At 38.4% G+C, this 22,591-nt stretch carries 24 protein-coding genes; 7 read left to right on the top strand and 17 right to left on the bottom strand.

Features of this window, described 5'->3' with window-relative positions:
- Positions 1 to 122 precede the first annotated feature (122 nt).
- Complete coding sequence (locus I5J82_RS02620) at positions 123 to 1,172, top strand: NAD(P)/FAD-dependent oxidoreductase (protein WP_198766542.1); 1,050 nt, start codon at positions 123 to 125, stop codon at positions 1,170 to 1,172.
- A gap of 53 nt (positions 1,173 to 1,225) precedes the next feature.
- A complete protein-coding gene (locus I5J82_RS02615; protein WP_198766541.1) occupies positions 1,226 to 2,206 on the top strand; it encodes a D-2-hydroxyacid dehydrogenase family protein in 981 nt (326 codons plus the stop codon).
- A 27-nt stretch (positions 2,207 to 2,233) separates the two neighbouring features.
- On the opposite strand, the gene I5J82_RS02610 is transcribed toward I5J82_RS02615, so the two are convergent.
- Positions 2,234 to 3,538, bottom strand: coding sequence for an Nramp family divalent metal transporter (locus I5J82_RS02610; RefSeq protein ID WP_332873623.1), 1,305 nt, complete (start codon positions 3,536 to 3,538; stop codon positions 2,234 to 2,236).
- A 288-nt stretch (positions 3,539 to 3,826) separates the two neighbouring features.
- On the opposite strand from I5J82_RS02610, the gene I5J82_RS02605 reads away from it, so the two are divergent.
- Entirely contained in the window at positions 3,827 to 4,141 is a 315-nt protein-coding gene (locus I5J82_RS02605; RefSeq protein ID WP_198766540.1) for a MerR family transcriptional regulator, read from the top strand.
- A gap of 36 nt (positions 4,142 to 4,177) precedes the next feature.
- Here the strand turns inward: I5J82_RS02605 and I5J82_RS02600 are convergent, their stop codons facing one another.
- The 7 genes from I5J82_RS02600 to I5J82_RS02570 form a co-directional block, all read right to left on the bottom strand.
- Positions 4,178 to 4,906 carry an exonuclease domain-containing protein gene (locus tag I5J82_RS02600; protein WP_198766539.1) on the bottom strand — a complete coding sequence of 243 codons (729 nt, stop codon included), beginning with the start codon at positions 4,904 to 4,906 and terminating at the stop codon, positions 4,178 to 4,180.
- Positions 4,903 to 5,880, bottom strand: coding sequence for a DUF294 nucleotidyltransferase-like domain-containing protein (locus tag I5J82_RS02595; RefSeq protein WP_198766538.1), 978 nt, complete (start codon positions 5,878 to 5,880; stop codon positions 4,903 to 4,905). The genes I5J82_RS02600 and I5J82_RS02595 overlap by 4 nt, the downstream gene beginning before the upstream one ends.
- Positions 5,881 to 5,939: 59 nt before the next feature.
- Positions 5,940 to 7,214 (bottom strand): ammonium transporter, encoded by a 1,275-nt coding sequence (locus tag I5J82_RS02590; RefSeq protein WP_198766537.1) that lies wholly within the window; start codon positions 7,212 to 7,214, stop codon positions 5,940 to 5,942.
- Positions 7,215 to 7,370: 156 nt separating this feature from the next.
- On the bottom strand, positions 7,371 to 8,345 hold the full coding sequence (locus I5J82_RS02585; RefSeq protein WP_198766536.1) for a bile acid:sodium symporter family protein: 975 nt from the start codon (positions 8,343 to 8,345) through the stop codon (positions 7,371 to 7,373).
- A 262-nt stretch (positions 8,346 to 8,607) separates the two neighbouring features.
- Positions 8,608 to 10,344, bottom strand: coding sequence for a ribosomal protection-like ABC-F family protein (gene abc-f / locus I5J82_RS02580; protein ID WP_198766535.1), 1,737 nt, complete (start codon positions 10,342 to 10,344; stop codon positions 8,608 to 8,610).
- 381 nt (positions 10,345 to 10,725) lie between these two features.
- Positions 10,726 to 13,119, bottom strand: coding sequence for a M14 family metallopeptidase (locus tag I5J82_RS02575; protein ID WP_198766534.1), 2,394 nt, complete (start codon positions 13,117 to 13,119; stop codon positions 10,726 to 10,728).
- A gap of 188 nt (positions 13,120 to 13,307) precedes the next feature.
- Positions 13,308 to 13,877, bottom strand: coding sequence for a GNAT family N-acetyltransferase (locus I5J82_RS02570; protein ID WP_198766533.1), 570 nt, complete (start codon positions 13,875 to 13,877; stop codon positions 13,308 to 13,310).
- Positions 13,878 to 13,971: 94 nt separating this feature from the next.
- Here I5J82_RS02570 and I5J82_RS02565 point away from each other — a divergent pair, with 94 nt between their 5' ends.
- The 4 genes from I5J82_RS02565 (at position 13,972) to I5J82_RS02550 (ending at position 17,040) form a co-directional block, all read left to right on the top strand.
- On the top strand, positions 13,972 to 15,531 hold the full coding sequence (locus tag I5J82_RS02565; RefSeq protein ID WP_198766532.1) for a hypothetical protein: 1,560 nt from the start codon (positions 13,972 to 13,974) through the stop codon (positions 15,529 to 15,531).
- A 16-nt stretch (positions 15,532 to 15,547) separates the two neighbouring features.
- Positions 15,548 to 15,901: a cupin gene (locus I5J82_RS02560; protein ID WP_198766531.1), complete on the top strand. Its 354-nt coding sequence runs from the start codon at positions 15,548 to 15,550 to the stop codon at positions 15,899 to 15,901.
- 20 nt (positions 15,902 to 15,921) lie between these two features.
- Positions 15,922 to 16,659: a hypothetical protein gene (locus I5J82_RS02555; protein WP_198766530.1), complete on the top strand. Its 738-nt coding sequence runs from the start codon at positions 15,922 to 15,924 to the stop codon at positions 16,657 to 16,659.
- A 126-nt stretch (positions 16,660 to 16,785) separates the two neighbouring features.
- Positions 16,786 to 17,040 (top strand): YiaA/YiaB family inner membrane protein, encoded by a 255-nt coding sequence (locus I5J82_RS02550; RefSeq protein WP_066392185.1) that lies wholly within the window; start codon positions 16,786 to 16,788, stop codon positions 17,038 to 17,040.
- Between the two features lie 47 nt (positions 17,041 to 17,087).
- On the opposite strand, the gene I5J82_RS02545 is transcribed toward I5J82_RS02550, so the two are convergent.
- The 9 genes from I5J82_RS02545 to dnaN all read right to left on the bottom strand — a co-directional run bounded on the left by I5J82_RS02545 (position 17,088) and on the right by dnaN (position 22,587).
- Positions 17,088 to 17,381: a putative quinol monooxygenase gene (locus I5J82_RS02545; RefSeq protein WP_198766529.1), complete on the bottom strand. Its 294-nt coding sequence runs from the start codon at positions 17,379 to 17,381 to the stop codon at positions 17,088 to 17,090.
- 20 nt (positions 17,382 to 17,401) lie between these two features.
- The gene (locus I5J82_RS02540) at positions 17,402 to 18,040 is read right to left on the bottom strand and encodes a nitroreductase family protein (protein WP_408610374.1); all 639 of its coding nucleotides are present in this window, start codon (positions 18,038 to 18,040) and stop codon (positions 17,402 to 17,404) included.
- Between the two features lie 45 nt (positions 18,041 to 18,085).
- Positions 18,086 to 18,523, bottom strand: coding sequence for a MarR family winged helix-turn-helix transcriptional regulator (locus I5J82_RS02535; RefSeq protein WP_379839570.1), 438 nt, complete (start codon positions 18,521 to 18,523; stop codon positions 18,086 to 18,088).
- Between the two features lie 157 nt (positions 18,524 to 18,680).
- A complete protein-coding gene (locus I5J82_RS02530) occupies positions 18,681 to 18,863 on the bottom strand; it encodes an alpha/beta-type small acid-soluble spore protein (RefSeq protein WP_197222258.1) in 183 nt (60 codons plus the stop codon).
- Positions 18,864 to 19,094: 231 nt separating this feature from the next.
- A complete protein-coding gene (locus I5J82_RS02525; protein WP_198766526.1) occupies positions 19,095 to 19,649 on the bottom strand; it encodes a GNAT family N-acetyltransferase in 555 nt (184 codons plus the stop codon).
- A gap of 4 nt (positions 19,650 to 19,653) precedes the next feature.
- Positions 19,654 to 20,061: a GNAT family N-acetyltransferase gene (locus I5J82_RS02520; protein ID WP_233096384.1), complete on the bottom strand. Its 408-nt coding sequence runs from the start codon at positions 20,059 to 20,061 to the stop codon at positions 19,654 to 19,656.
- 2 nt (positions 20,062 to 20,063) lie between these two features.
- A complete protein-coding gene (locus tag I5J82_RS02515) occupies positions 20,064 to 20,555 on the bottom strand; it encodes a GNAT family N-acetyltransferase (protein WP_198766525.1) in 492 nt (163 codons plus the stop codon).
- A 10-nt stretch (positions 20,556 to 20,565) separates the two neighbouring features.
- The gene (locus I5J82_RS02510) at positions 20,566 to 21,447 is read right to left on the bottom strand and encodes an alpha/beta fold hydrolase (RefSeq protein WP_198766524.1); all 882 of its coding nucleotides are present in this window, start codon (positions 21,445 to 21,447) and stop codon (positions 20,566 to 20,568) included.
- A gap of 12 nt (positions 21,448 to 21,459) precedes the next feature.
- Positions 21,460 to 22,587, bottom strand: coding sequence for a DNA polymerase III subunit beta (dnaN, locus tag I5J82_RS02505; protein WP_198766523.1), 1,128 nt, complete (start codon positions 22,585 to 22,587; stop codon positions 21,460 to 21,462).
- Positions 22,588 to 22,591 lie beyond the last annotated feature (4 nt).

Below are 22,591 nucleotides of genomic sequence, written 5' to 3'. Positions count from 1 at the left end.
ATCACCTTCTATTCTTTCTTATGAAGACTTTTGATTTTCAGATTGTAAAGTATTCAATATGACTGTATACTACTAATTGAGAATGATAATCAATATTAAAGTTCCAAAAAGGAGCGAACCTTATGGACCAACATAACGTTTTTGATGTTACCATTATCGGCGGTGGTCCCGCTGGCCTTTATTCAGCCTTTTACAGTGGTCTTCGTGAAATGAAGACCAAGATCATAGAGTTCCAACCACAACTGGGTGGAAAAATTCATGTATATCCGGAAAAAATGATTTGGGATGTTGGCGGACATACTCCACTTCCAGGTGCAAAGCTAATTGAAAAACTTGTTGAACAAGGACTAACATTTAAACCTGAAGTATCACTAAATGAAAAAGTAGAATCTATTTCGCGGGATGAAAATGGAATTTTCATTTTGCAGGGTTCTTCCGGTGAAAAGCACTTTTCTAAAACGGTTATCGTTGCAGTTGGAAGCGGTATCTTAAACCCTCAACGGCTAGATATAGAGGGTGCTGAAAGGTTCGAAGTGTCCAACTTAAACTATACGGTTAAGTCCCTTCAACACTTTAAAGATAAGATTGTTGTCATCTCAGGTGGCGGGAATACCGCAATAGATTGGGCAAATGAATTAGTTCCAATTGCAAAAAAAGTGTATCTGACATATCGAAAAGGAAACCTCGCTGGACATGAAGCGCAAGTCACACAATTGATGAACAGCTGTGCTGATTGCATTTTCAATACGTCAATATCTAAATTATTTGCGTGTCCCAACCATGAAGTCATTGAACAGATTGAGTTAACGAATCACGAAACAGGTGAGATTTCTTATCTCCCTATCGATGAAGTCATTATAAACCATGGCTATGAACAAGATACATCTCTGTTAGGAAACAGTGGGTTGAACATTGAACTAGCGGACAACTTTTATATCGCAGGAAACGCTAATAGTGAATCTTCTATCCCAGGATTATATGCAGCTGGGGATATCCTCAAACATGATGGAAAGTTAAATTTAATCTCTGGTGCTTTTCAAGACGCTGCAAATGCAATAAATAAAGCAAAACAGTTCATTCACCCTGATGCACAAAAAGTTGCGATGGTTTCCTCGCATAATGAGGTGTTTAAAGAACGTAATCGCGAGCTCGTCAAGCAGATGGTGAGATAAACAAAAAATATTGGGTGATATATCAATATAAAATGATAGGAGTTTTTCGTGGGATGAAACTTGTAGTATTAGATGATTGGGAACATACCTTTGCAACAAATCCTGAAATAGACCGGTTACGAAAATACTTCATTGTAGACATTTATTCCGATAAGCCCACAGAACACGAATTAATTCATCGAATCAAACATGCTGAAGTCATTTTAACGATCAGAGAACGTACCAAATTCACAAAAGAACTTTTGAATCAACTGAAAAACATTAAACTCATTGCACAAACCGGATCTGGTCTTTCACACATCGATATGGATGAGGCGACTAGACTTAATATTCCTGTTGCTACTACTCCAGGAGGATCTGCTGCCGTCGTTGAATTAATCTTTGGCATGATGCTCGTTCACGCACGAAATCTATTGCATTTAGATCAACGACTGAAAAAAGGTGAATGGATAGAATCTGTTGGTCTTGGTCTGGAAAACAAAACGGTAGGTATTATAGGATTAGGTAAAGTCGGTTCGGGTGTGGCAAAGGTTGCAAAAGCTTTTCATATGAATACAATCGCGTGGGGACCTCGTTTAACTCCTGAGCGCGCGAAGGCAGAAGAGGTTGAATACAAAGACTTAAAAGAACTTCTTCAAACCTCTCACTTTGTCGTCATCTCAGTAAGACTTGTACCCGAAACTCGGCACCTACTTAAAGAAGAACATTTTAGACTTATGCGTAACGACGCTTTTCTTATTAACACATCAAGGGGTGAAGTGCTGGACGAGGATTCACTTGTATACGCATTAACGCAAAAGTGGTTTGCAGCTGCTGGATTAGATGTCTTTTCAGAAGAGCCAATCCGACAGGACCACCCCATCCTGAAGCTTAATAACGTGCTTTTAACGCCTCACATTGGTTGGAAGACGGACAACATGTTCCACAATTTTTTATCAACCAGTGTAGATAACATTATCTCTTACATAATTGAAGATAACCCTAAACGAATTGTTAATACAGAAGCTATAGAAAGGCAAAAGCCCACCGTTTAGTGGGCTTTTTTATGATTATAGCTCTAATTAAAACAGCTTTTGCAGCTCATTGATTCCTAAGAAGGCAAACATGAGGAGACACCCGATCAAGACAGCGTTTGTTAACCACTTATTGCGATATTCCACATCAACTTTTTTAGAATTTAGTAAGATAATGAGCGAGATTGCAAGAAATGGCATGAACAGTGCTCCTAGCACACCATAGATAATGATCAGCTGAACTGGCTTCCCAAAAAAGAAGATCAGCATTGGCGGGAATGTCAGCCATGCTAGATAAGCACGATAAGATTTATCCTTTTCTGTAACAGGTTTAATCGAATGTAAGTCTTCCTTTTTCGTCTTGATTGTTCTTAAGAAGTCTGCAAACAAATACGGCACACCGTTCCAGACGCCAAGAAGTGATGTAAATGCAGCAGACCAGAATGCGATCAAGAATAACCAGCGCAAAGGTGTTCCAAACTCTTGACCTAGCAATTCAGCAAGATTAAGAAGACCTTGGTCTCCTTCTAGCTTAACATCCGTTCCGAATAAGAACTTAGCTCCGATCACGAGTGCAGCCATAGTGAAAAGCCCCGTTATTACATATGCAGCTTTTGTATCAAGTCTCATAATCGGTACAAAGGCTTTCCCTTTCCAATTCTTTTCTCGTAGCCAATATCCATAAGAAGCCATGGTAATTGTACCGCCTACTCCTCCTATTAATCCGAGTGCTAACATGAGCGACCCGTCTGGCATTTTTGGTACAAATCCACCAGCAAATTCGCCGATTGTAGGTAAAAAGAGTAATGATGTACCAATAATTGTAATAAACATAACTCCAATCAATACCGTCATTATTCTTTCAAAAAGCAAATAACGACCTGTCCACACAAGTGCAAAACCTAATAATGAGTGAACGATTGCCCAAGCCCATATCGGCATGATCGGAAGCATCGCATGCATGCCTAATCCACAAGTCATGGCTGCAGTTGCGCCGTAAATGTAACCCCAGATAACCGAATACACACCAAAATATCCAGTCGCCCATTTCCCAAGCGAATGCCAACCTTGGAGGATTGTTTGCCCTGTCGCGAGGTACCAGCGTCCAACGCCTTCGTTTAAGAAATACTTTAAAATAGAACCGATTACGATTGCCCATACAAAAGTCATTCCGAATGAGGTTCCGATTACAATGGCAGTTACTAAATCTGCTGTACCTACACCTGTTGCTGCTACTACAAAACCAGGACCGATCATTTTTAACTTTTGAACCATTGTTTGAGGCGGTACAGGTTCGTTACTAGCTGGAGCAACAGTTGTAAGTTCATTGTTTAATTTCAATTCATTGTTCAATTTCAGTTCCTCCTTCTCCTTATAATAAAACGCTTTCAATATAATATCTGCTAATTATGTCATATGTCTGAATATTTTTTCAACTTCTTTTATACCTATCTCCATAAATGATTCGCATACTTACATTTTCATTTCCCTTACAAAACGCAAACCCTTAATAAATTGTGCTCACATATGAAAATGGTATGGAATAAAATATATGTAAGAAAACCTAACATTAATATGATATAATAAATAACAATATTTTGAATTGTCCGGTTGATCACATTTTAAAATAGGAGGCTCGAAATGTCGGTTGATAAATTTTCTTATAAAGATAAAAAGGTCATATCCATAGGTATCATCAGTGAACTAACAGGACTATCAGAACGTAAGATTCGTTACTACGAAGAAAGAAAACTCATATTTCCAGAAAGAACAGGTAAAGGAACGCGTAAATACTCTTTTTCGGATGTAGAACGTCTCATGGAAATTGCTGATCAAATTGAAGATGGTGTACAAACATATGAAATTAAGAAGGAACTAACGAAAAAGCAAAAACGTGACGAGCGTAATAAAATGATTCGCGGACAGATTAATGCTCAATTTAATATGAGAAATTGAAAACAGCTGACTCCCAATTTTATGGTGTCAGCTGTTTTATCTGGAGAGTCGTTCATATACCTCTCTCAAATTTTTAATTCCTAATTCCTGAACACGCGCTACATAAACACTCCAAAGCTCCGCCGTCATCTTCGCATCTCCTAAGGCATGATGCCGGTTAATCACAGGCACGTTGCAATGCTCACAACAATCTTCCAATCGAACAAGATTAGCCTCTGGTTCAGCGATTTTCAATAAGAACGAAGTATCTACAATTCGGTGCTTGAACTGACTTCGGAACAATTTCCAATTATAGTGTTGAAGAAACTTTTTTTCGTGACTTGCATGGTGGGCCACGAGAACATGCCCTCTTGCAAAATCATAAAAATCTACCAAAACTTTAGATAATTGAGGAGCATGTTGAAGATCACTCTCGTCTATTCCTGTAAGTTCTTTGATCTCAGGAGAAAGTTCGCCCATACAATGCGCGAGAGAATAAAAGGTTTCTTCCTGCTGTACCTCTCCACCTTTTACCTTCACAGCACCTATTGAGAGAATCTGGTTACCTTGTTCAGGAAAAAAACCAGTAGTTTCTAGATCGAACACCACTGCATTTAAATCTTTAAGAGGAACTGTTAAACTCTCCTCTACTTTTAATTCTTTTTCAAGCTGCCTTAAAAAGGCGACGTGCTGAGGACTTGATTGCCCTTGTAATGACGCATAAACACTTGAGTTTATTTTCCCCTGCACTTGCTTCATAAATTGAATAAGCGGATTCATCCTCATGTTTCTATCGTTCCCTTAATGACCGACTGGGTGTAAGTTTGTAATTTTTGTCCGTTTAACAGGATATGCTTCATATCTTTTCTATCATCTTTACTAAGTTCTTTGATATTTAAGTAGTGTATGTCGTCATAGTTTTCTGTTGTTTTTCTATGATATTTCAGCCTGTAATGAAGAAGTAATTCAAATTCTTTAGCGCACCAACTAAGATCTACACTATATTTTGACATGCCGTTTAATTCCTTCAGTCTTGAAAGAGTAGAAGTAGCTTCCAGACTCTCTTTCATCGCAAGCAAACGTACATTATTAACATATGGTAAGAACCCCGATTGCTTCAGGTCGATACTTCCTGCATGTGAGCCATGCGATTCTGTTAAAAATTGATGAAAGAAACCAACCGCTTTTTTTACATGTTGTGTATTTTCTAACAACCTTTCTAAAAGATGAGGTTTCTGTTTCAAGCAATCATGTATGAGTTTTTTAAGTTTCTTACAATAAGCTTCTTCACCAATAAGCACTCGTGCATCATAAAAAATAAGAAGAAAACGTATACTCTCGAAGCTTTCTTCGGTTAGCCACTTTGAAAGTTGCTCTTCCCACTCTGTGATTGACTTAGTCCAAACAGGATTTGAACTCATTACATTCCCATCACAATACGGATAACCGACTTCGTTTAACCCATTCGCTAATTCTTTCCCGAATGTAATAAAATATTGTTTCGTTTTAACACTCTTTTCTTCATAGATCAGACCATGATCTTGATCCGAAATGATTGCTTGTTCAGATCTACCTGCACTCCCCATTACAAACCACGCGTAACGGCAAGGAACAGGACCAAACTCTGCAATATGTTTTTCAAGAGCAGAATCAAAGACTTTTCTCATCAATTCATCATGAAAATCATTTAAAGCTTGAGACGAATGTTGATGCTCGCCACATTTATTATCACGCCATCTTTTTATCTGCGAATAAGGCATATTTACACATCCTATGTGATAAAAGCATTGAGGAATGCCCCCAATGCTATTCACCTCTATTAATTTGCGATTCTATTTTTTTCTTCATTTGTGATGAACGCCTCTGGATAACCATAGTTTCCATGTTCACTTACGTCCAAGCCGATAATTTCTTCTTCTTCAGAAACTCGAAGACCTTTCATTACTTTTTTCATAGCATATAAAAGAACGAAGGAAACAACAAATGCGTATAACGCTGACACAGACACACCCATCGCTTGAACGCCAAGCTGTGAAAATCCACCGCCATAGAACAATCCAGGCTTCCCTACTGTAGCAAGTTCTGGTGTCGCGAATAATCCTGTAGATAACGTTCCCCATATTCCTGCAGCTCCGTGAACGCTTAATGCATAGATTGGGTCATCTACTTTTAATCTATCGAAGAACTTAACAGAATAGAATACCAAGATTCCAGCAACAAATCCGATCAGAACGGCTGCCCACGTTTCAACGAATGCACAAGAAGCCGTGATGGCAACAAGCCCTGCTAACGCACCGTTTAATATCGTCGGAATATCAGATTTCCCTAGAACCATCCATGAAATAATAAGTGCAGCAACCGCACCTGCTCCAGCTGCAAGATTTGTATTTAACGCAACAAATCCGAAAAATCCATCATCAACTACAAAGGTACTTCCTCCATTAAACCCAAACCATCCTACCCAAAGGACGATAACCCCTAATGCCGTGTACACTTGATTGTGACCGAAGATGTTGTTGGATGTTCCATTCTTATTGAACTTTCCGATACGTGGTTTTAATAAAAGAGTTGCAGCAAAAGCTGCCATCGCACCTGTTAGGTGAACAACCGTAGAACCAGCAAAATCTTGCTTTCCATGTTCCGCTAACCAACCTCCGCCCCAGATCCAGTGAGCAACAACCGGATAGACGACAACTGAGAAAAGAATGGCAAACACGAGGTATGCGGATAATTTCGCTCGTTCAGCAAACCCTCCGAATGCAATTGTTAACGAGATTCCTGCAAATGCAAGCTGAAACATGAAGAATGCCGCTGTCGAATAGGCCATCCCTTCCGCCTGGTCACCTGAATAGAAAAAATCAGACAAACCGATAAAAAAGTTAGAGTTACCACCAAAAATAAATCCATATCCTACTGCCCAAAATACAATTGATGCTAAACCAAACGTAAAGACTGTCTTCCCTGCAATGTGTCCTGCATTTTTCATTCGAGTCGATCCTGCTTCAAGCAAGATAAACCCGCCTTGCATTAAAATGACAAGAAGTGCACCAAGTACAAGCCAAACACTGTTTAATGAAAACATGATATCTTCCATTTGAACGCCCCCTACTGAACTGTTTCTTTCATTCTATACAGTTCTGGCGCAGATTCTACACCCATGTAAGATTTTCTAACATGGTTTTTAAAAATGTCATTCTTCCAAAATTAGCAAAACCCCCTCCTCAATTGTGCTTTGAGCAGGAGGTACATATCAAACAACTTTTGAATAGTTAGTGTTATCACTGATCTTTGCAGCGTCCTTATCAGCTCTTTTTCCCCACCAAGTAGCAAGAAGTGGTCCTGAAATATTGTGCCATACGCTAAAGATTGCGCTTGGTACTGCTGATAACGGAGAAAAATGTGCGATAGCGAGCGCTGCACCTAAACCAGAGTTTTGCATGCCAACTTCTATCGATATCGCTTTTTGATCAGCAAAGTTCAATTTTAACCCTTTCGCTATTAAAAATCCTAATAATAGTCCAAGTCCATTATGAAGAATAACAATAGAGAATATGAGTAGACCCGTTTCTGCAATCTGTTGTGCATTAGCAGCAACAACAGCAGAAGCAACAGCAACGATACCAACTACAGATACTAGCGGTAGTGCAGCAACGCTTTTTTCAACGTGTTTACGGAAAAATAATTTTACGACAAGACCTAAAAGAATAGGAACGAGTACAATTTGTACAATTGACATTAATAAGCTGCCTGCTGATACAGAAAGCCACTTGCTAGCAAATAGAAGCGTAAGTGCTGGTGTTAAGATTGGTGCAAGTAGTGTTGCAACGGATGTTACCGCAACCGATAAAGCTGTGTTTCCTTTTGCTAAGAAAGTCATAACGTTCGATGCCGTTCCTCCCGGACAGCATCCTACTAAGATCACCCCAACTGCTACTTCTGGTTCTAATCGAAAAGCGGTCGCTAAACCAAATGCGAGCAGGGGCATGATTGTATACTGTGCAAATACACCGATGATTACACTCTTTGGCGCCTGAAAAACAGCCTTAAAATCATTTAGTGATAAGGTCAGTCCCATACCGAACATAATAATTCCTAATAATAAAGGAATATGGGGAGCGATCCATGTGAAGCCTCCTGGAATAAAAAATGCGAGTACAGCAAAAAGTATCACCCAGATCGCAAAGGTGTTACCTGCCATTTTACTTACTTTCTCTAGAAATCTCATGGTTCTCACTCTCCTTTTTAAGAGAGTATAAACTAATTGTCTGAAATTTCAATGTTTTTTGGTCAAAAATTTAGAATTATGTGATTATAGCCTCTTTTTATGTGATGAGGGATTCTTTTTATGTGATTGGCGCTCTTTTTATGTGATGCGTATTAAAAGTTATATGATAAGCTATTTCATTCTCCTCCATCCAGAGGTAATGATTTCTTCTTTACATCATAGATAGAACAAAGCCAGGCTGATACTTCCACCTGGCTTTGTTTTACAGAGATATATTTTGTACGAGCTGCCGCTTTTTACTCATTAATAGTTGTAACTCCTGATCAACCTCTCTGTACTCATCCGTCCCCGTTTTACAAAAACTAATTTTTCCGAGCAATTCCGTAATCTTGTTCTCTACCAAAGCTATTTCCTCAGTCAACTGCTGAACACCATCATTTGTAGTTCGTTTACTCTGTTCTTCGTATTCTCTAAGACCCATCTCTATCCTCTTAATCTGCTGATTCTCAATGACTAACAGTTTATCACACAGCTTTTCAACGAAGAATCGGTCGTGCGAGACGATGATGAGCGTGCCTGAAAACTGTGACAATGTTTCCTCCAACTGCTCGCGGCTCGGCAGATCCAGATGATTCGTCGGTTCATCCAAAATGAGAACATCGTATTCCTGCAAAATCATTAGCACCAGTTTTACCCGCGTTCGCTCGCCTAAACTTAAGTGACGGATTGGCTTGGAAAGTTTTCGGTCCTCGATCCCCATATTGGCAAAAATCGTCCTTGCCTGAGTTAACAGATGCTTCTCCTCTAAATCAAAGTATTCATAAACCGTCTTTTCTTCAGGAAGGTCGCTGACATCTTGAGATAGATAGGCTATTTTCATAGATTCACTTTTCCAAATTTCCCCGATTGTTACAGACTCCTCGCCAAGTAACATCTTAATAAATGTTGTCTTTCCTGATCCATTCGGTCCCTGAAATGCTATTCTTTCTCCATGCTTGATATAAAAATGACTTTCTTCAAAAAGGGTTCGATCTCCATATTGTTTCGTTAGACCACGAGCTTCAATGAGTCTTTTACCCCTCTTTCCAGCAGAATCAAATTGAAAGAAGACATCACCTTCTTCTTTTGGTTTATCAATCCCAGTTTTCGTAAGTTCTAAATTTAAACGTTTCAGCTTTGACTTGATCTGGTTATCTTTTTTCTTAGCTTTCATCCTTTCATATTCTTTGAGTCCCATCTGTCTATTTTCAGCTGCCGTTCCTCCCTTACCTGCTTCTCGGTGAGCTTTGTCAGACCACGTTTTTAACGTGTTTACCTGCTGTTCGATCATGTGAATTTTTCTTTGTTGCTTCTCATAGTCTCTTTGTTGCTGTTGGAATCGACGTTGCTTCTCTTTTCTATACGCCGAGTAATTTCCTTCGTAGATGGTAAGAACACCATCTTCTAGTTCAAATATCTTCTCTACCGATTGATCAAGAAAATGACGGTCATGGGAGATGATAATGGCTGCACCTCTATAGTTATTAACTTCTTCTGTAAGCCAATTTATCCCTTGAAGGTCTAAATGATTTGTCGGTTCATCTAAAATCAAGAACTCAGGATGATTCGCCCAAATCTTAGCGATGGATACCTTAAGACGCTCTCCACCGCTTAAATGATGCAATTCATCATTTTGCAGCAAATGTTTCTGAAGTCCTAACTTCTTGCTAGTTCGCAGCAATTCTTCACCTGTTTCAAGCAACTCCCGTTCAACATCTAACACATAATCTGTTGATTGTGGTAAATACCCCATGTGCAGATTTGCCGGCCAGGTCGTAATTGATCCATAATCGTGGTTTATACATTTCATAAGGATGTTAACGAGCGTTGTTTTCCCACTGCCATTCCAACCTACTAAGCCAATTTTTTCACCTTGTCTGATATCAAATGAGATATCTTTTAATATTTCTTTATCTCCAAATTTTTTCTGCAATCGTTTAACTTGTAATACAGTCGTCATGCAGCTCACCTCTTTCATGGTCATTAAGGAGGCCACAAAAAAACCTCCCTGGAGAGCCCAGAGAGGTTGGTGAGTTCGCACAATATGGTAAAGACACGTATCCAAATAAACACAAGAACATAACTATTCTTTGTGTGAAATCATAAGGATATTTGGTACGTGTATACGCAAAATGGGCAGACTTATCCTATTCTCCAGGTCTCAATATTGAGTTAGCCTAAGAAAATAAGAGTTTTCCACATCAGCGTAGTACCGTTCCTTTCCAAAATGACTTCTACTTACAATTGTTAGTATATGGTGGTAAACATTAAATGTCAACGCATGCATCAAACTGTTCTAAAAGACAAAAGGAAGAAGCCTTCAGCCTCTTCCTTTCATACATTATTTGATAAAGAAAGTTTTCGTGTTGTACTTCTTGTTGTTTCCAGGTTCGTATTGATTCTCTACGTTTTTACTCGCATCGACCGAGAACCAATTTAACGTTGTTGTCTTTTCAAACGTTAACGTTTCTGGTCCTTCACGTGTACCACTCAATGCTAACTTTTGAGAATTAAACGTTGGACGGCTGCCATCTAACGTGTAGTAGATTGTAGCAGGTTCACTCGTTTTGAAGCTGACTTCAACTTTATTTTCGTGTCTTCCGCCATTTGGTGTGACACTCGATTTTGGCGCTTTTTTATCTTTAGAATATTGATAAGCCACATCAATAAGTCCTAGTAATCCATTTGAGAACTCCATTGCTTCTTCATGTCCTTCTTCAAAAGGAGGCTGAAAACCAACCAGTTCCCAACGTTTTGTTTCTTTGTTCCAAAGATCGGCCCCTACTTCAAAGTTCCAAGCGTAGATTCCTTTTTCATACCAGAGGTGATCAGCAGAGTTTCCTGCAGCAGAATAAAGAACGTCTGGAATCGGCCCTGTTCGACTCGGTAAAATAACCGTTCCACGATGCTTTTTGATCTCTTTTAATATATGATCAGATGCTTGCCAATAATAAGCTTCTTCCCCAGCAGACGGGCGAGGCAATGTTTCACGTTCTGGCGTATAAGCACCTGGTGACCACATGAAGTAACCACCATAACTATGGATGTTCATGGCAAATTTAATGTTCGGGTTCTCATCTGTTAACCAAACTAAATTCCGGCTTTCTGGTTCTGAATGCTCGCTTGGTCCCGCATATGTGCCACTCAAACAATTCGTTGTTGATGCTCCAACATAACCGTCAAATGCAGAACCCACATCATGGTTTCGATTCAAATCAACGCCCCACGAATTTCGGTAGCCATTATCAGACTGAGTTGGTGAGCAATGATTCGTCATGTTCTTACGCTGTGAATTAAAGTCATAGAAACTATAGTGCCCTCCATCTGGATTCATGGATGGAGCAATAAAGATATCAAGATTATCAACCAGTTTCTTAGTCTCTTTATCATGCGAATAATTTCGTAAAAGTCGTTCAGCAGTTTCAACAGAGACAAGCGGTGTTACCCATTCACGCGCATGTTCTTGTGAGTAACCAAGCACCCCAGGCTTAGAACCATCTCGGTGCTTTCCGATTCGAATCGCTTTAACAGTAAATGGATCACGCGATACGGAAGCAGGTGCTTTTAAGTTATCCGACAGGTTGGAAGTCGCAGGTTCAACAATTCCGTTACCTGCATTTCCACGATAGGTCGTAGCAGATACAAGATCACTTACTTCTGCATTCAGCAGATCTACGACTTCCTTTGCCGTACTTTTTGCGTTACCTGCATCATCCGTTGCCAGTGTAACGATGATTTTGTTTCCGCTTGTTCCAACAGAAAGTGGCGCACCTGCTACTGATGCTTTTTTCAGTTCCACGCTGATCGTATTTCCGCCCTCATGTCCCCAGTCTCTCGATGTGACAACAACAGCTGTGTTCTGCAACGTTCCTAGAGTCGCTTGAGCTTGTCTGCGGTATCCGTTCGTCTTGTTCGGCATCTCTACTATTTCAGCAAGCTCTGGGTATTCTTTTACTAAGTTTTCAATTCTCGCGTTGATTTCTGTGGGGTCCATATAATGGTCAACAAAGTTCTTTACATAATGTTTACCAGGCTTGTCCGGCTTTCCCTCACCAAGCCACTCGGTTACTGGAGACGTAGCTGAACCTCCGAGCGAGCTTTCGATTATTATATTTTTCGGTATTGCCGAAACAGGTAACATAAAGGAATGGTAGAGGTACTCTCCAGCATCTTGAATCTGTTGTAATGTTGCCGTTTTTTCTTCTCCATTTTCTGTCCATTTAGCGGTAAGAATCGTGCTCGATACAGCACCAGATGTGGATTTGGCTTCAACGTAAAGGAAAGTTTCCGATTGATTCGTGAAGTGGTTTGCTCTGAGGATCTTTACTGTTTCTTCAGCGGCTGTTAGCTTTTGTTCTTGCTTAACTGCCGTTCTTCTTTCTGCGGCACGTTGGTTGAGTTGGTTTTCAGTAATGAGCGTTTCTTTTATGGTAATTCCATAGAGCTTCAGCATCGCAACTTCAGATGGTGTTACGACCGCATCTACTTCTATTTGTCCATTATGAACATGCATCCTGTGCGTCAGATCAATACCAAGTTCTTCGATTTTCCCCATCGCTTCCTTTGTGTTTGGAACAGCCAACTGAACGAGAGAAACGGACTCTACTGGTTGTATCTTGAGAGATGAAGCTTCAGCAACTTGCGGCGTCACACCTGATTCCATTGTCGAAAAGGCTATCCCTGCAACTGTAGATAGTACGAGTGCAGAAGATAGCCATTTCTTACTTCTTTTCATAACACTACACCTCCTATGTATATATAAGGTAAGTGTAACTTTATTGTCAGAAAATTCAATCATACTTAAGGACTTACATAGGCAGTTAGAAAGCCGTTCGTTCTAACTAGACAATTTGTAAAAAAAATTAATAAAAGGTAAATATAGTAATTTAGGAGTGGGTAGAAGACCTTATCTACCTTGCAGTTTTAATACAATAATTCAAACTCTACTTTCAAAATAGAATACACATTTAAATCTTGATGCTCACCTTTAGCAAACATCGCTTTTCTTAACGTACCTTCATAGCTCATCCCCAATTTTTTCATAACTCTTTCAGATCCACCGTTCTCTACAAAGCATCTTGCCTGAATCCGTTCTAAATGCATGTTTTGAAAACCGTATCTCAGAATTTCCTTACCCGCTTCAGTCGTGATGCCTTGACCCCAGTATTTTTGTGCGATTACATAACCAATCTCAGCTGTTTTATGATTGATCTGCCATGAGACAAAGTCAATCGTACCAATCAATTCGTTGGTTTCTTTTAGTACAATTCCCCAAGGTGCTAATTCACCTTTTTCATATTTTGTTAATACAAACTGGATAAATTTCTTTGTATCCTCTAATGTTCGGTGCGCTTCCCAAGTCACATAGCGTGAAACCTCAGCATCGGATCCATATTGAAGCATATCTTGTGCATCCTCTAATGTTATTTTTCTTAAAAGAAGACGCTCTGTTTCTAATGTTGGTAAGTTCGAAAAAATATCTTTAATTTCCAAGATGAACTCCTCCCTACTTTTACCTATTGTATACTTAATTTGAAAAAGGAAAAATATGGACGTTCGTCGAATTTTGGAATAAGGGGGAAATAAAATGAGAAAAATGAAGCCTTTTGTTATTCCACTTCTATTCTTCTTGGTTGTTTTTGTTGCATTCACTTTAGAGAATTTAAAGACTGAACTGAAACTACCCAATGAAGGTTGGAGCCGTTCTCTGCCATTACAAACAGAAAAGATTGGTGAAGTTAAGCCGGTATTTAAAGAACAAAACGGAATGCAACATGTATATGTTCCGAAAGAAAATGAAGTATTGAGTTTTCAAGTTACTGACAAATTAGAGGTAAAAGATAAACAAACTATTCCTCTTTCTATTCCAAGTCCCCAAGACTTCTGGGTACAAGGTGATCAGTTTGTATTCGTAAGGGACAACCAGCTGATCCACTATGACGGGGAGAAAGAAAGCGTTCTTGATCAAGACGTTAGAGGTATGGATTCTAATCCAAACAACATCATTTATTTTAAAGAAAATGAAATTCTGACCATAGATATAAGTTCATGGAGTGTTCACTCTATAATGAAAGTGCCTGAACAAGTCTATTCCACTGTTTTAAATGACACATCAGATTCGTTCATAAGTGTTGTCAAATCTTCTAAACAAACAACTAAACAGGTGAAGGTTACTTTTCACAAACCTGATAATAAGCGTTCCTATAAGGAACAAATTATTCTAGATCAAGAAGAACAGATTTATGAAAATCATTTTGGATTTTACTTTATTGAAAATGGAAATGATGTGACGGTTTATTATTCTCTGTTTAATAATAACTCTGGAGGTAAGTCATATAAAATTTTTCAAGGAACCAACCAATTGAATGCAAATACTGATTGGAATTTTTCTTTGATGACATTCTTAGACAATAAAGGAACGAAGCTTGAAAATCCAAAATTCATTCAATATGGCGTTGATGAGAATGGTCAAGCAAAAGTATTGTTTACTACTCGTGCATTAAAGTCTAACGATAAGGAAGCTGTTAATGTGTATGAAGCCCGGGCTGATGGAGATGTTTGGAAAACAGAGCTTCGCAGTACAACAAACTATCAGTCCCTTCACCCTTACTGGATGGGTGAAGATTCGGTTATGTGGCTAAACTTAGTGGGGTACAAAGAGTACACGTTTAGCGGAGCCTCGAAAAATCCAGAAGTAATCGAAAAGAGTTTAAACATAACTAAAGTAGATATTAAGGAAGCCGTTTCTGCAACGGTATTGTCTCTTTTTCAAGGATTAATCTTTGCGATGAGTTCGGTGTATTGGATCACTCCAGCCGTCCTTTTTGCATTAGTCATCTACATAGTAAAGATTAAACTGATGGAAGATGAAGATAAGCGCATTTTGTACACCATCTTAGCTCTGTTTCTCGGTGTTCAATTCATCTTTATTCAGAAATTCTTTAACACCCATTATTACATGTTTGCTCCTGATTTCTTGGCGTTTACAGGTAGCTCCTTTGTTATTCCTGTCATGCTCGCTCTATTAAGTGGTGCCGCAGTGTGGTATGGAAGAAAGCAAGACTGGAGTAAACTCACTGCCATTTGTTATTTCGCTGTTTTAAACACTTTCTTTTTATCGCTTGTTGTAGGACCTTATATGTTTTAATGGATGGAGAGAAAAAATGCAAATTTTTCATTTTACCAAAGAATCAGGAACACACATTACTAAATTCAATTCTGATTTTGTAATGTCTAGGATTGTAAAAACGGAGATGCCGGCACATATTGGATGTGTTCATCTAGAAGCTGGAGGAGTCATTGGCTATCATAAAGCTGTGATTCCACAGCTCCTTCTTTTGGTGAGTGGTGAAGGTGAGGTTTGTGGTGAAGATCAAGTAATGCATAAAATCAACAAGGGTGAAGCTGTTTTTTGGATTAAAGGAGAATATCATGAAACATCTACAAATGGTGGTCTTACTGCAATCATTATTGAATCCGAGATGCTAGAACCTGCTTCTTTTATGACACTAAAATAGGACATACGAGGAGATTTTTAATGAAACCAGTCTTGCTTCAAGTTGTTGCGAAATCATTAAAGCTTATTTTAGACAATCATCCTTTACAATTACCTAAATCCTTTCAATCTGAAGTAGAAACTTTTTGGAGTCGTTTTAATCATGATAATCGTTTTACGAACGGTGAAGTTTTTCATATTGATGAAATGAAAGAAACAGAACAAGAAATCGTTTTTGATTTAAGATTGAGTGATTACGCTCATTATCTTTATTCAGTGAAAACGAAGAATAGGAGCGACCATGCCTGCAGAGTTATATATGGAGCTGGATTAGTAGAAACCAAAGATTCTTACTTTGTTTTTGGTGAGATGAATGACCATACCGCTTATCCTGGTCGTTTACAGTGTGTGGGCGGCGGCTTAAGCAGAACCGATTTACAAAGCAATCAGTTCCAGCTACAGGATAGTGTGTTGCGAGAAATGACAGAAGAGCTTGGTATTCAGCTCCATTGCGTGACTAGTTGTTCTGTTCGTTTCTTAAAAACGGGTGGAGATTATGATTTTCTAGCCGTTTTGTTTCACATTCAATTGAATTTAACGAATAGCCAATTAGAGTATGAATACAACAAATTGAGTGAAGCATCAATAGCAATCGGCGAAAAATCAGAGTTTGTTCGTTTGGTTTCAGTTAAGAATGAACCAAGCTCAATAAACAATTTTATAAACAATAATCATCGCCCTTCGGTTGATTATTTAATTCCTCTTCTAAAAGAGATGTAATAATTCATTAAACTGTATAAGCGAACAAGAAAAATAAGGAATTAAATCCATTTATTGATTATAATGAAGATAGCTTTTGGCATATATATGTTTATTCATTTAAAAGAGAAAGAAGGAGGTTTACATATGCAACGCCATAGAAGAAGAAACACCCCAGCCTTTACTGTTTTAGCTTATTTTACGTTCATCGCTGGAGTGTCCATGTTTTGTATCGGACTCTACAATGCAGACAATCTGCAATTAAACGAAAAAGGTTATTATATCGCTGTCATGATTTTGGTAGCCGTTGGTGCGATTCTTACCCAAAAGGTTACTCGTGATAACGCGGAGGATGATGAACTCATCGCTGAGCAAGAGCGCAAGTACACAAAAGCTGAATAATATTTAATAAAAAAGGAAGGCACATGTTATGCGCCTTCCTTTCACGATTATTTTACTTGTTCGCCTGCATACACTTTCACATCAGTTGGAGCAGCCATAAAGCTTGCTGCCTTTTGACCGAACGCCACAAAGTGCTCACTTGTGTTATGGTTTTGAACCGCTTCTTGGTTCTCCCAAACTTCTACCATCATATACGTTCCTTCTTTTTCTGTATCTTTCTTTAGATCGTATTGAATATTACCACTTTCAGCACGTGAAGCCTCTACTAATGTTTTTACCTCTGCTAAAAATGCTTCTTCTTTATCTTTTTGTACCGTTAAACCTGCGTGAATAATAATCATCTTTATCTATTCCCCTTTCCTTATCTCCACTCTGTCGTTTCTTCTACTGATAGACGAACAGATTGATATCCTGCATCAGCTGCTTTACCGATTGAAAGCAACATAACAGGGAAATAACGTTCTTTATCTAGACCAAATGCTTCAGCAATCTCAGCTTTTTCATATCCACCGATCGGATTCGTGTCATATCCGTGTGCACGAGCAACGAGCATTAATTGCATTGAGACAAGTCCTGCATCGATCAAGTTCATATCTTTAAATTGCTCAGGAGTCATTTGTTCTAAAAGTCCACGAATAGCTGGCACTTGCTGATTTCTTACTTCTTGAGGCATATGCCCCTCTTCTACTGCTTTATCATAAATTCTTTCTAAATAATCCAAGCTATTGTTATCTGCGAATACAGCAATTACAGCAGATGATGTTTCTACTTGACGTTGGTTAAACTTAGCTAGAGGCGCTAACGTTTCTTTTCCTTCTGGTGTATCGATTACGACAAAACGCCAAGGCTGTAAGTTAACAGAAGATGGTGCAAGAGAAGCCTCAGTTAAAATTTCTTTCATTTCTTCTCTAGAAATTTTTACTGATGGATCGTAATTACGAATGGAACGACGTCCAGTGATAATTTCGTTAAAGTCATTGATTTTAGTTTGTTGCATCATACATTCTCCTTTATGTTTAAAAGTCTTAGTTGTTTAAGATGGTGACTACTCAAAAATTTCAATATTGCGCTGAATACGAGTTAACATACCCAGCAACGTTTTTCTTTCTTCCTCAGAAAAATCATGCAATACACCAGAAATAAAACGTTCTTTCTCTTCCCGGTAATGAATGATTTTCAAACGACCTTCCTCTGATAGAGAAACATACGTAAAACGTTGATCTTTAGGATCTTTCCTACGGATTACCATTCCTTTATCTTCAAGCTGTTTCAGATGCCGCGTTACGGCTGCATGATCAATATTTACTTTCTTTTGAAGAGCTCTTTGACTGATCTCTTCAACTTCATATAATTCATGCAAAAGCTCTAAGCGCGTCTGACTAATACCTGTACAGCTTTCAAACTTAGGAACCGTTCTGCGATGGATCTCATACAAACGGTTAATGATCTTTTCATCATCTATATATGAGTTGGACAACAGCATCCCCCTCCTTTTATCGGATAATTGATAGCTCAATAATTGATACGTCAACTAATATAAAATACTTCATTCAAAATGTCAAACAGAAGTGTTTATGTATGTAAAAAACAAAGAGGCTATCTGCGATGAACAGATAGCCAAGCCATGATATTAAATTTAATTAGCGCTTTCCGCCAAGAGCTTGAGCAACTAAACGTTTTGTGATTTCTCCACCTACAGATCCGTTAGCACGAGAAGTTGAATCTGGTCCAAGGTTTACACCGAACTCAGAAGCGATTTCATACTTCATTTGGTCGATAGCTTGTTGTGCACCTGGTACTACTAATTGGTTTGAGTTAGCCATGTTGTTTTCACCTCCTAGTTGAATTAAGATTATAATTCCACATTGAATCATTCTTATGCGCGACGGTAAAAGGTAGTATTTGTTAATAAAAATAGGACGATTTTTTGAGTATCGTCCTGTGTGAAACAAGTGGCAAACCTGTTCTTTATATAGTTTTAGATTTTCCTTAAAATGAGTAATTATTCCATTTATTTTATAAAATTTTACAGGTATGAATCTCGCATACATCCATTAAAGATGCGAAACACTATTTGCAAAATATTCATCTTTAATCACACTCATTCGTAACCGATCAACAAACATGCCTCCACGTAAACGGTCTTGTCTTAGAATCCCTTCTTCTACATAACCGGCTTTTATATAAGAGGAGATGGCTTTCTCATTATCAATCTCAACTCTAAGCCAGATTTTGTTAAGGGAGAGTTCAAAAAAGCCATACTTTAACATCTCATGCATAGCGGCAATCCCATAGCCTTTGCCCCAATAACTTTTATCTCCAATGGCTATGCCCAATTCTGCGTGTTGATTTAAACGATCTATATTTTTTAAATCTATCCATCCAATATGTTTACCGTGCTCACTGATTATCGCTTTTTGATCATATCCATTTTTCTTTTCAATACACTGAATGATCCAGTTTCTTGTTTCTTCTATACTGAACGGCGGATATTTGTTAGGCATGTTAAGGTGCTTTGTCACCTCTACGTCCAAACACCACGCATAACGATCTTCAGCATCTTCGATCACGAGGTCTCTAAGTTTAACTTTCGGAAGTGCTTTTTGCATGTTTTCACCTATTTCTTTGTTTTTTCTTTTGAAAAGATTGAATGGACTTTGTATAACCTAACTTTTCAAAGAAATGTTCTTTTCCTGGCTGAGCACCTATAAAGAGGGATGTTGGACTTTGTTCCCAAGCTATTTCCATTAGATGTTTGCCTATCTTCCTGCCTTGATAGTCTGGCCTAACAAGAATTTCAGTGATGGTTCCAAAGAAATAGCCATCAGTTAGAATTCGAACACAGCCAACGAGTTTCTCATGATCCCATGCTGTAATGTTCAATGTTCTTTTTAATGCCTCTACTGTAGACTGTTCATGGTAATCACCTGGCCATACAGCATTCACTAAAGATAGAAATTTTGAAACAGACACATCCTTGTCGTCTGTAACAAATGTGATTTTCTCTTCTATGTCGACCATCCTTAAATACTCCTTTGAAGGCATTTACTCAACACGATTTCATCTCGAATAGGGATGCCATTGTCTGCGACTTGAGGAATTTCGGGTTTTACTTTCCTAGCCTTTTCTACTTCATTTGGAAGAAGGTTAGTTAAACAATAACCTCTTTTTTGATAAAAGCTCAATGCCTTTATGTTATCGTTCGTAGTCGTTACTTTTACGTGTATAACTTTTTGATTAATAGCTTGTATTTCAACTTTTTTTAGAAGCTCTGTACCAATTCCTTTGTTTTCTAAAGTACTGTCTAAAGAAATAATCTCACAGACATTTTTATGTATGATATATGTAAGGAGACCTACTATTTCACCCATCTCATTAATAGCAACGAAACCATCAAGTTCATTGCAATTAAATGTGCCACTGGAAATCACCATCTCCGGACTTCCCCAGTGCTTTTGAAAGAATTTATTAATCAATTTTTTATTAACTTTCGACGTATCCAATATATCTAACATACTGTGACCCCTATCTTAAAAAATCTAATGTCGTTGTTACAAATTTTTTCTCTTCTTCTAAATCTGGAAAGTGCGCACTGTTTTTAAATTTCTCTAACTTACTGTTCGATAGTTCTTGTTTAATAATATTTGATATCTTCAAACCCGTATTTCGATCGTGGATACCGGTTAAGATAAGCGTGTGATGCTTAATTTGGTTTAATCGTTTTTGAAGAGGGGGAGACGGGGGATTCTTTTGAATGGCCACCATCATTTTCCCTGTATTATTTAAGCCACTGTCTTCCCATAACCGTCTGTTATTCTTCGCTACATTTTGGTCTTCGAATAAAAAACGATCAACTACTTCCGAATCAGCGATTGACCAAACTTTTTCCCATTTTTCTTTTATGGGTAGATTTTGACTTAGTACCTTCTCCATTCTTTCTAAGAATCTTTCATCACCTATGGTTTTAAAACCTTGTATCTGAATTTGAAAAACGGAATCCGAAAACATTAAACTTGGAGCTGAAAGAACGATTTTATTGATTATTTCTGGATAAGTAAGAGCCATTTCTAACGCTAATTCACCTCCGAAAGAATAACCTAATACATCTACTTTCTTGATTCCGAGCTGCTTCACTAGGCAATAGAAATCTTCTACTAGTAATTCAATTGCATAAGCATCATCAGAGTGTGGTCGTTCACTTCTGCCGCAACCTCTTTGTTCGTAGTAAATAATTGTTCGCTCCTCAGCAAGCTTTGGCCCTGCAGTCCGCTCAAAAACATAATGATTGCCTCCCGGGCCTCCATGGATGATCACTAAGGGAATCGTTTTATTTAAGCTCCCCTCTATTTTAATCCAATGACCTATCTCATTAATGAGTAGCTGATATTCTCCATCTTTTTGTATCATGTACCACACTCCCTAATAGGATCTAACTGGTGAGATCAGATGAAGATATGTTGATTCTTGATGTGTAGATTCAATTACGACCGGTCTCATTGCGCCGTTGAATTTTATGTTGATCTCTTCGTCCTTAATCGTATGTAAAGCTTCCTTTAAAAAGTGACCATCGATCGAAATCTTGAGATCGGCGTCGCCTGTTAAGTCTAAAATTTCTTGTAGTTCCTGTATTTGCCCCATTTCAGAAGAGCCTGATGAGATGCAAAGTTTATGATTTCTAATACTTAACGTAATATTGTTGTTTTTCCATTCACCAGCAAATAAGCAGGCCCGTTCAATTCCTTTTTCGAGACGTTCTTTATTTAAACTCAACATTGTTTTTTGTTCATTCGGAATGAGTTTGGATGTATTCGGATACTGACCCGAAATCAATCTAGAATACAAAGAAACCTGATCTGTTTCAAAAAGGATGTATCCGTCTGCAGAGTGGATTTTTACGATACCTGAATAATCACTGATTTGTTTTACAAGTTCATTCAAACTGGAGCTTGGAACAATGAATGAGGTCTCTTTCTTTACGTATACATCATTTATTCTAGATGCTAACCGTTGTGAATTAGTCGCAACGGTCGTAAGCTGGTTGTTTGAAAACATAAAATGAACACCCGTAAGGACTGGCCTCGTTTCATTTTTAGCTGTAGCAAAAACGGTTTGTCTAATGACCTCTTTTAATTCTTTTGCGTCCATAGGGATTGCGTTTGTTCCATTGATCTCAGGTAACTGTGGATATTCGTCCGCTCGAAACCCATTCAATTGAGTAAAAATGTCCCCCGATCTAACCTTTACCACCTGTTTATCAGCTACTTCAATATCAACGTCTGCAGGTAGCTTGCGAATGAGCTCTGTAAAATATCGCTCTGAAACGACTGCACTCCCTGTTTGATCAATGCTGATATTTCGGGAAGTTTCGTCTCTAGAAATAAACCGTTTGATGATAATATCTGAGTTTGTTCCAATGAGCGTTATCCCCTCATCTTCTGCTATAACCTTTATGCCTGAAAGAATAGGAACGAGTGATTTTTGAGAAACGGCTCTTCCAACATCAGAAAGAGCTTTACTAAATACTTTTTGGTCAATCGTAAACTTCATTTTG

It is taken from the genome of Fictibacillus halophilus, assembly GCF_016401385.1.
Classification (GTDB): Bacteria; Bacillota; Bacilli; order Bacillales; family Fictibacillaceae; genus Fictibacillus; species Fictibacillus halophilus.
Note: the sequence above shows the minus strand (reverse complement) of the source record. Positions and strands in the feature narration are given on the sequence as shown.

Bases quoted from the DNA above. Each gene is read 5' to 3' on its own strand.
- I5J82_RS02605 (WP_198766540.1), top strand. From the start codon at position 3,827: ATGTCGGTTGATAAATTTTCTTATAAAGATAAAAAGGTCATATCCATA.
- I5J82_RS02530 (WP_197222258.1), bottom strand. From the start codon at position 18,863: ATGGCTAACTCAAACCAATTAGTAGTACCAGGTGCACAACAAGCTATC.
- I5J82_RS02575 (WP_198766534.1), bottom strand. From the start codon at position 13,119: ATGAAAAGAAGTAAGAAATGGCTATCTTCTGCACTCGTACTATCTACA.
- I5J82_RS02540 (WP_408610374.1), bottom strand. From the start codon at position 18,040: ATGATGCAACAAACTAAAATCAATGACTTTAACGAAATTATCACTGGA.
- I5J82_RS02525 (WP_198766526.1), bottom strand. From the start codon at position 19,649: ATGCAAAAAGCACTTCCGAAAGTTAAACTTAGAGACCTCGTGATCGAA.
- I5J82_RS02515 (WP_198766525.1), bottom strand. From the start codon at position 20,555: ATGTTAGATATATTGGATACGTCGAAAGTTAATAAAAAATTGATTAAT.
- I5J82_RS02615 (WP_198766541.1), top strand. From the start codon at position 1,226: ATGAAACTTGTAGTATTAGATGATTGGGAACATACCTTTGCAACAAAT.
- I5J82_RS02560 (WP_198766531.1), top strand. From the start codon at position 15,548: ATGCAAATTTTTCATTTTACCAAAGAATCAGGAACACACATTACTAAA.
- I5J82_RS02535 (WP_379839570.1), bottom strand. From the start codon at position 18,523: ATGCTGTTGTCCAACTCATATATAGATGATGAAAAGATCATTAACCGT.
- abc-f (WP_198766535.1), bottom strand. From the start codon at position 10,344: ATGACGACTGTATTACAAGTTAAACGATTGCAGAAAAAATTTGGAGAT.
- I5J82_RS02595 (WP_198766538.1), bottom strand. From the start codon at position 5,880: ATGCCTTATTCGCAGATAAAAAGATGGCGTGATAATAAATGTGGCGAG.
- I5J82_RS02620 (WP_198766542.1), top strand. From the start codon at position 123: ATGGACCAACATAACGTTTTTGATGTTACCATTATCGGCGGTGGTCCC.
- I5J82_RS02585 (WP_198766536.1), bottom strand. From the start codon at position 8,345: ATGAGATTTCTAGAGAAAGTAAGTAAAATGGCAGGTAACACCTTTGCG.
- I5J82_RS02520 (WP_233096384.1), bottom strand. From the start codon at position 20,061: ATGGTCGACATAGAAGAGAAAATCACATTTGTTACAGACGACAAGGAT.
- I5J82_RS02550 (WP_066392185.1), top strand. From the start codon at position 16,786: ATGCAACGCCATAGAAGAAGAAACACCCCAGCCTTTACTGTTTTAGCT.
- I5J82_RS02510 (WP_198766524.1), bottom strand. From the start codon at position 21,447: ATGATACAAAAAGATGGAGAATATCAGCTACTCATTAATGAGATAGGT.
- I5J82_RS02590 (WP_198766537.1), bottom strand. From the start codon at position 7,214: ATGGAAGATATCATGTTTTCATTAAACAGTGTTTGGCTTGTACTTGGT.
- I5J82_RS02555 (WP_198766530.1), top strand. From the start codon at position 15,922: ATGAAACCAGTCTTGCTTCAAGTTGTTGCGAAATCATTAAAGCTTATT.
- I5J82_RS02545 (WP_198766529.1), bottom strand. From the start codon at position 17,381: ATGATTATTATTCACGCAGGTTTAACGGTACAAAAAGATAAAGAAGAA.
- I5J82_RS02600 (WP_198766539.1), bottom strand. From the start codon at position 4,906: ATGAGGATGAATCCGCTTATTCAATTTATGAAGCAAGTGCAGGGGAAA.
- I5J82_RS02565 (WP_198766532.1), top strand. From the start codon at position 13,972: ATGAGAAAAATGAAGCCTTTTGTTATTCCACTTCTATTCTTCTTGGTT.
- dnaN (WP_198766523.1), bottom strand. From the start codon at position 22,587: ATGAAGTTTACGATTGACCAAAAAGTATTTAGTAAAGCTCTTTCTGAT.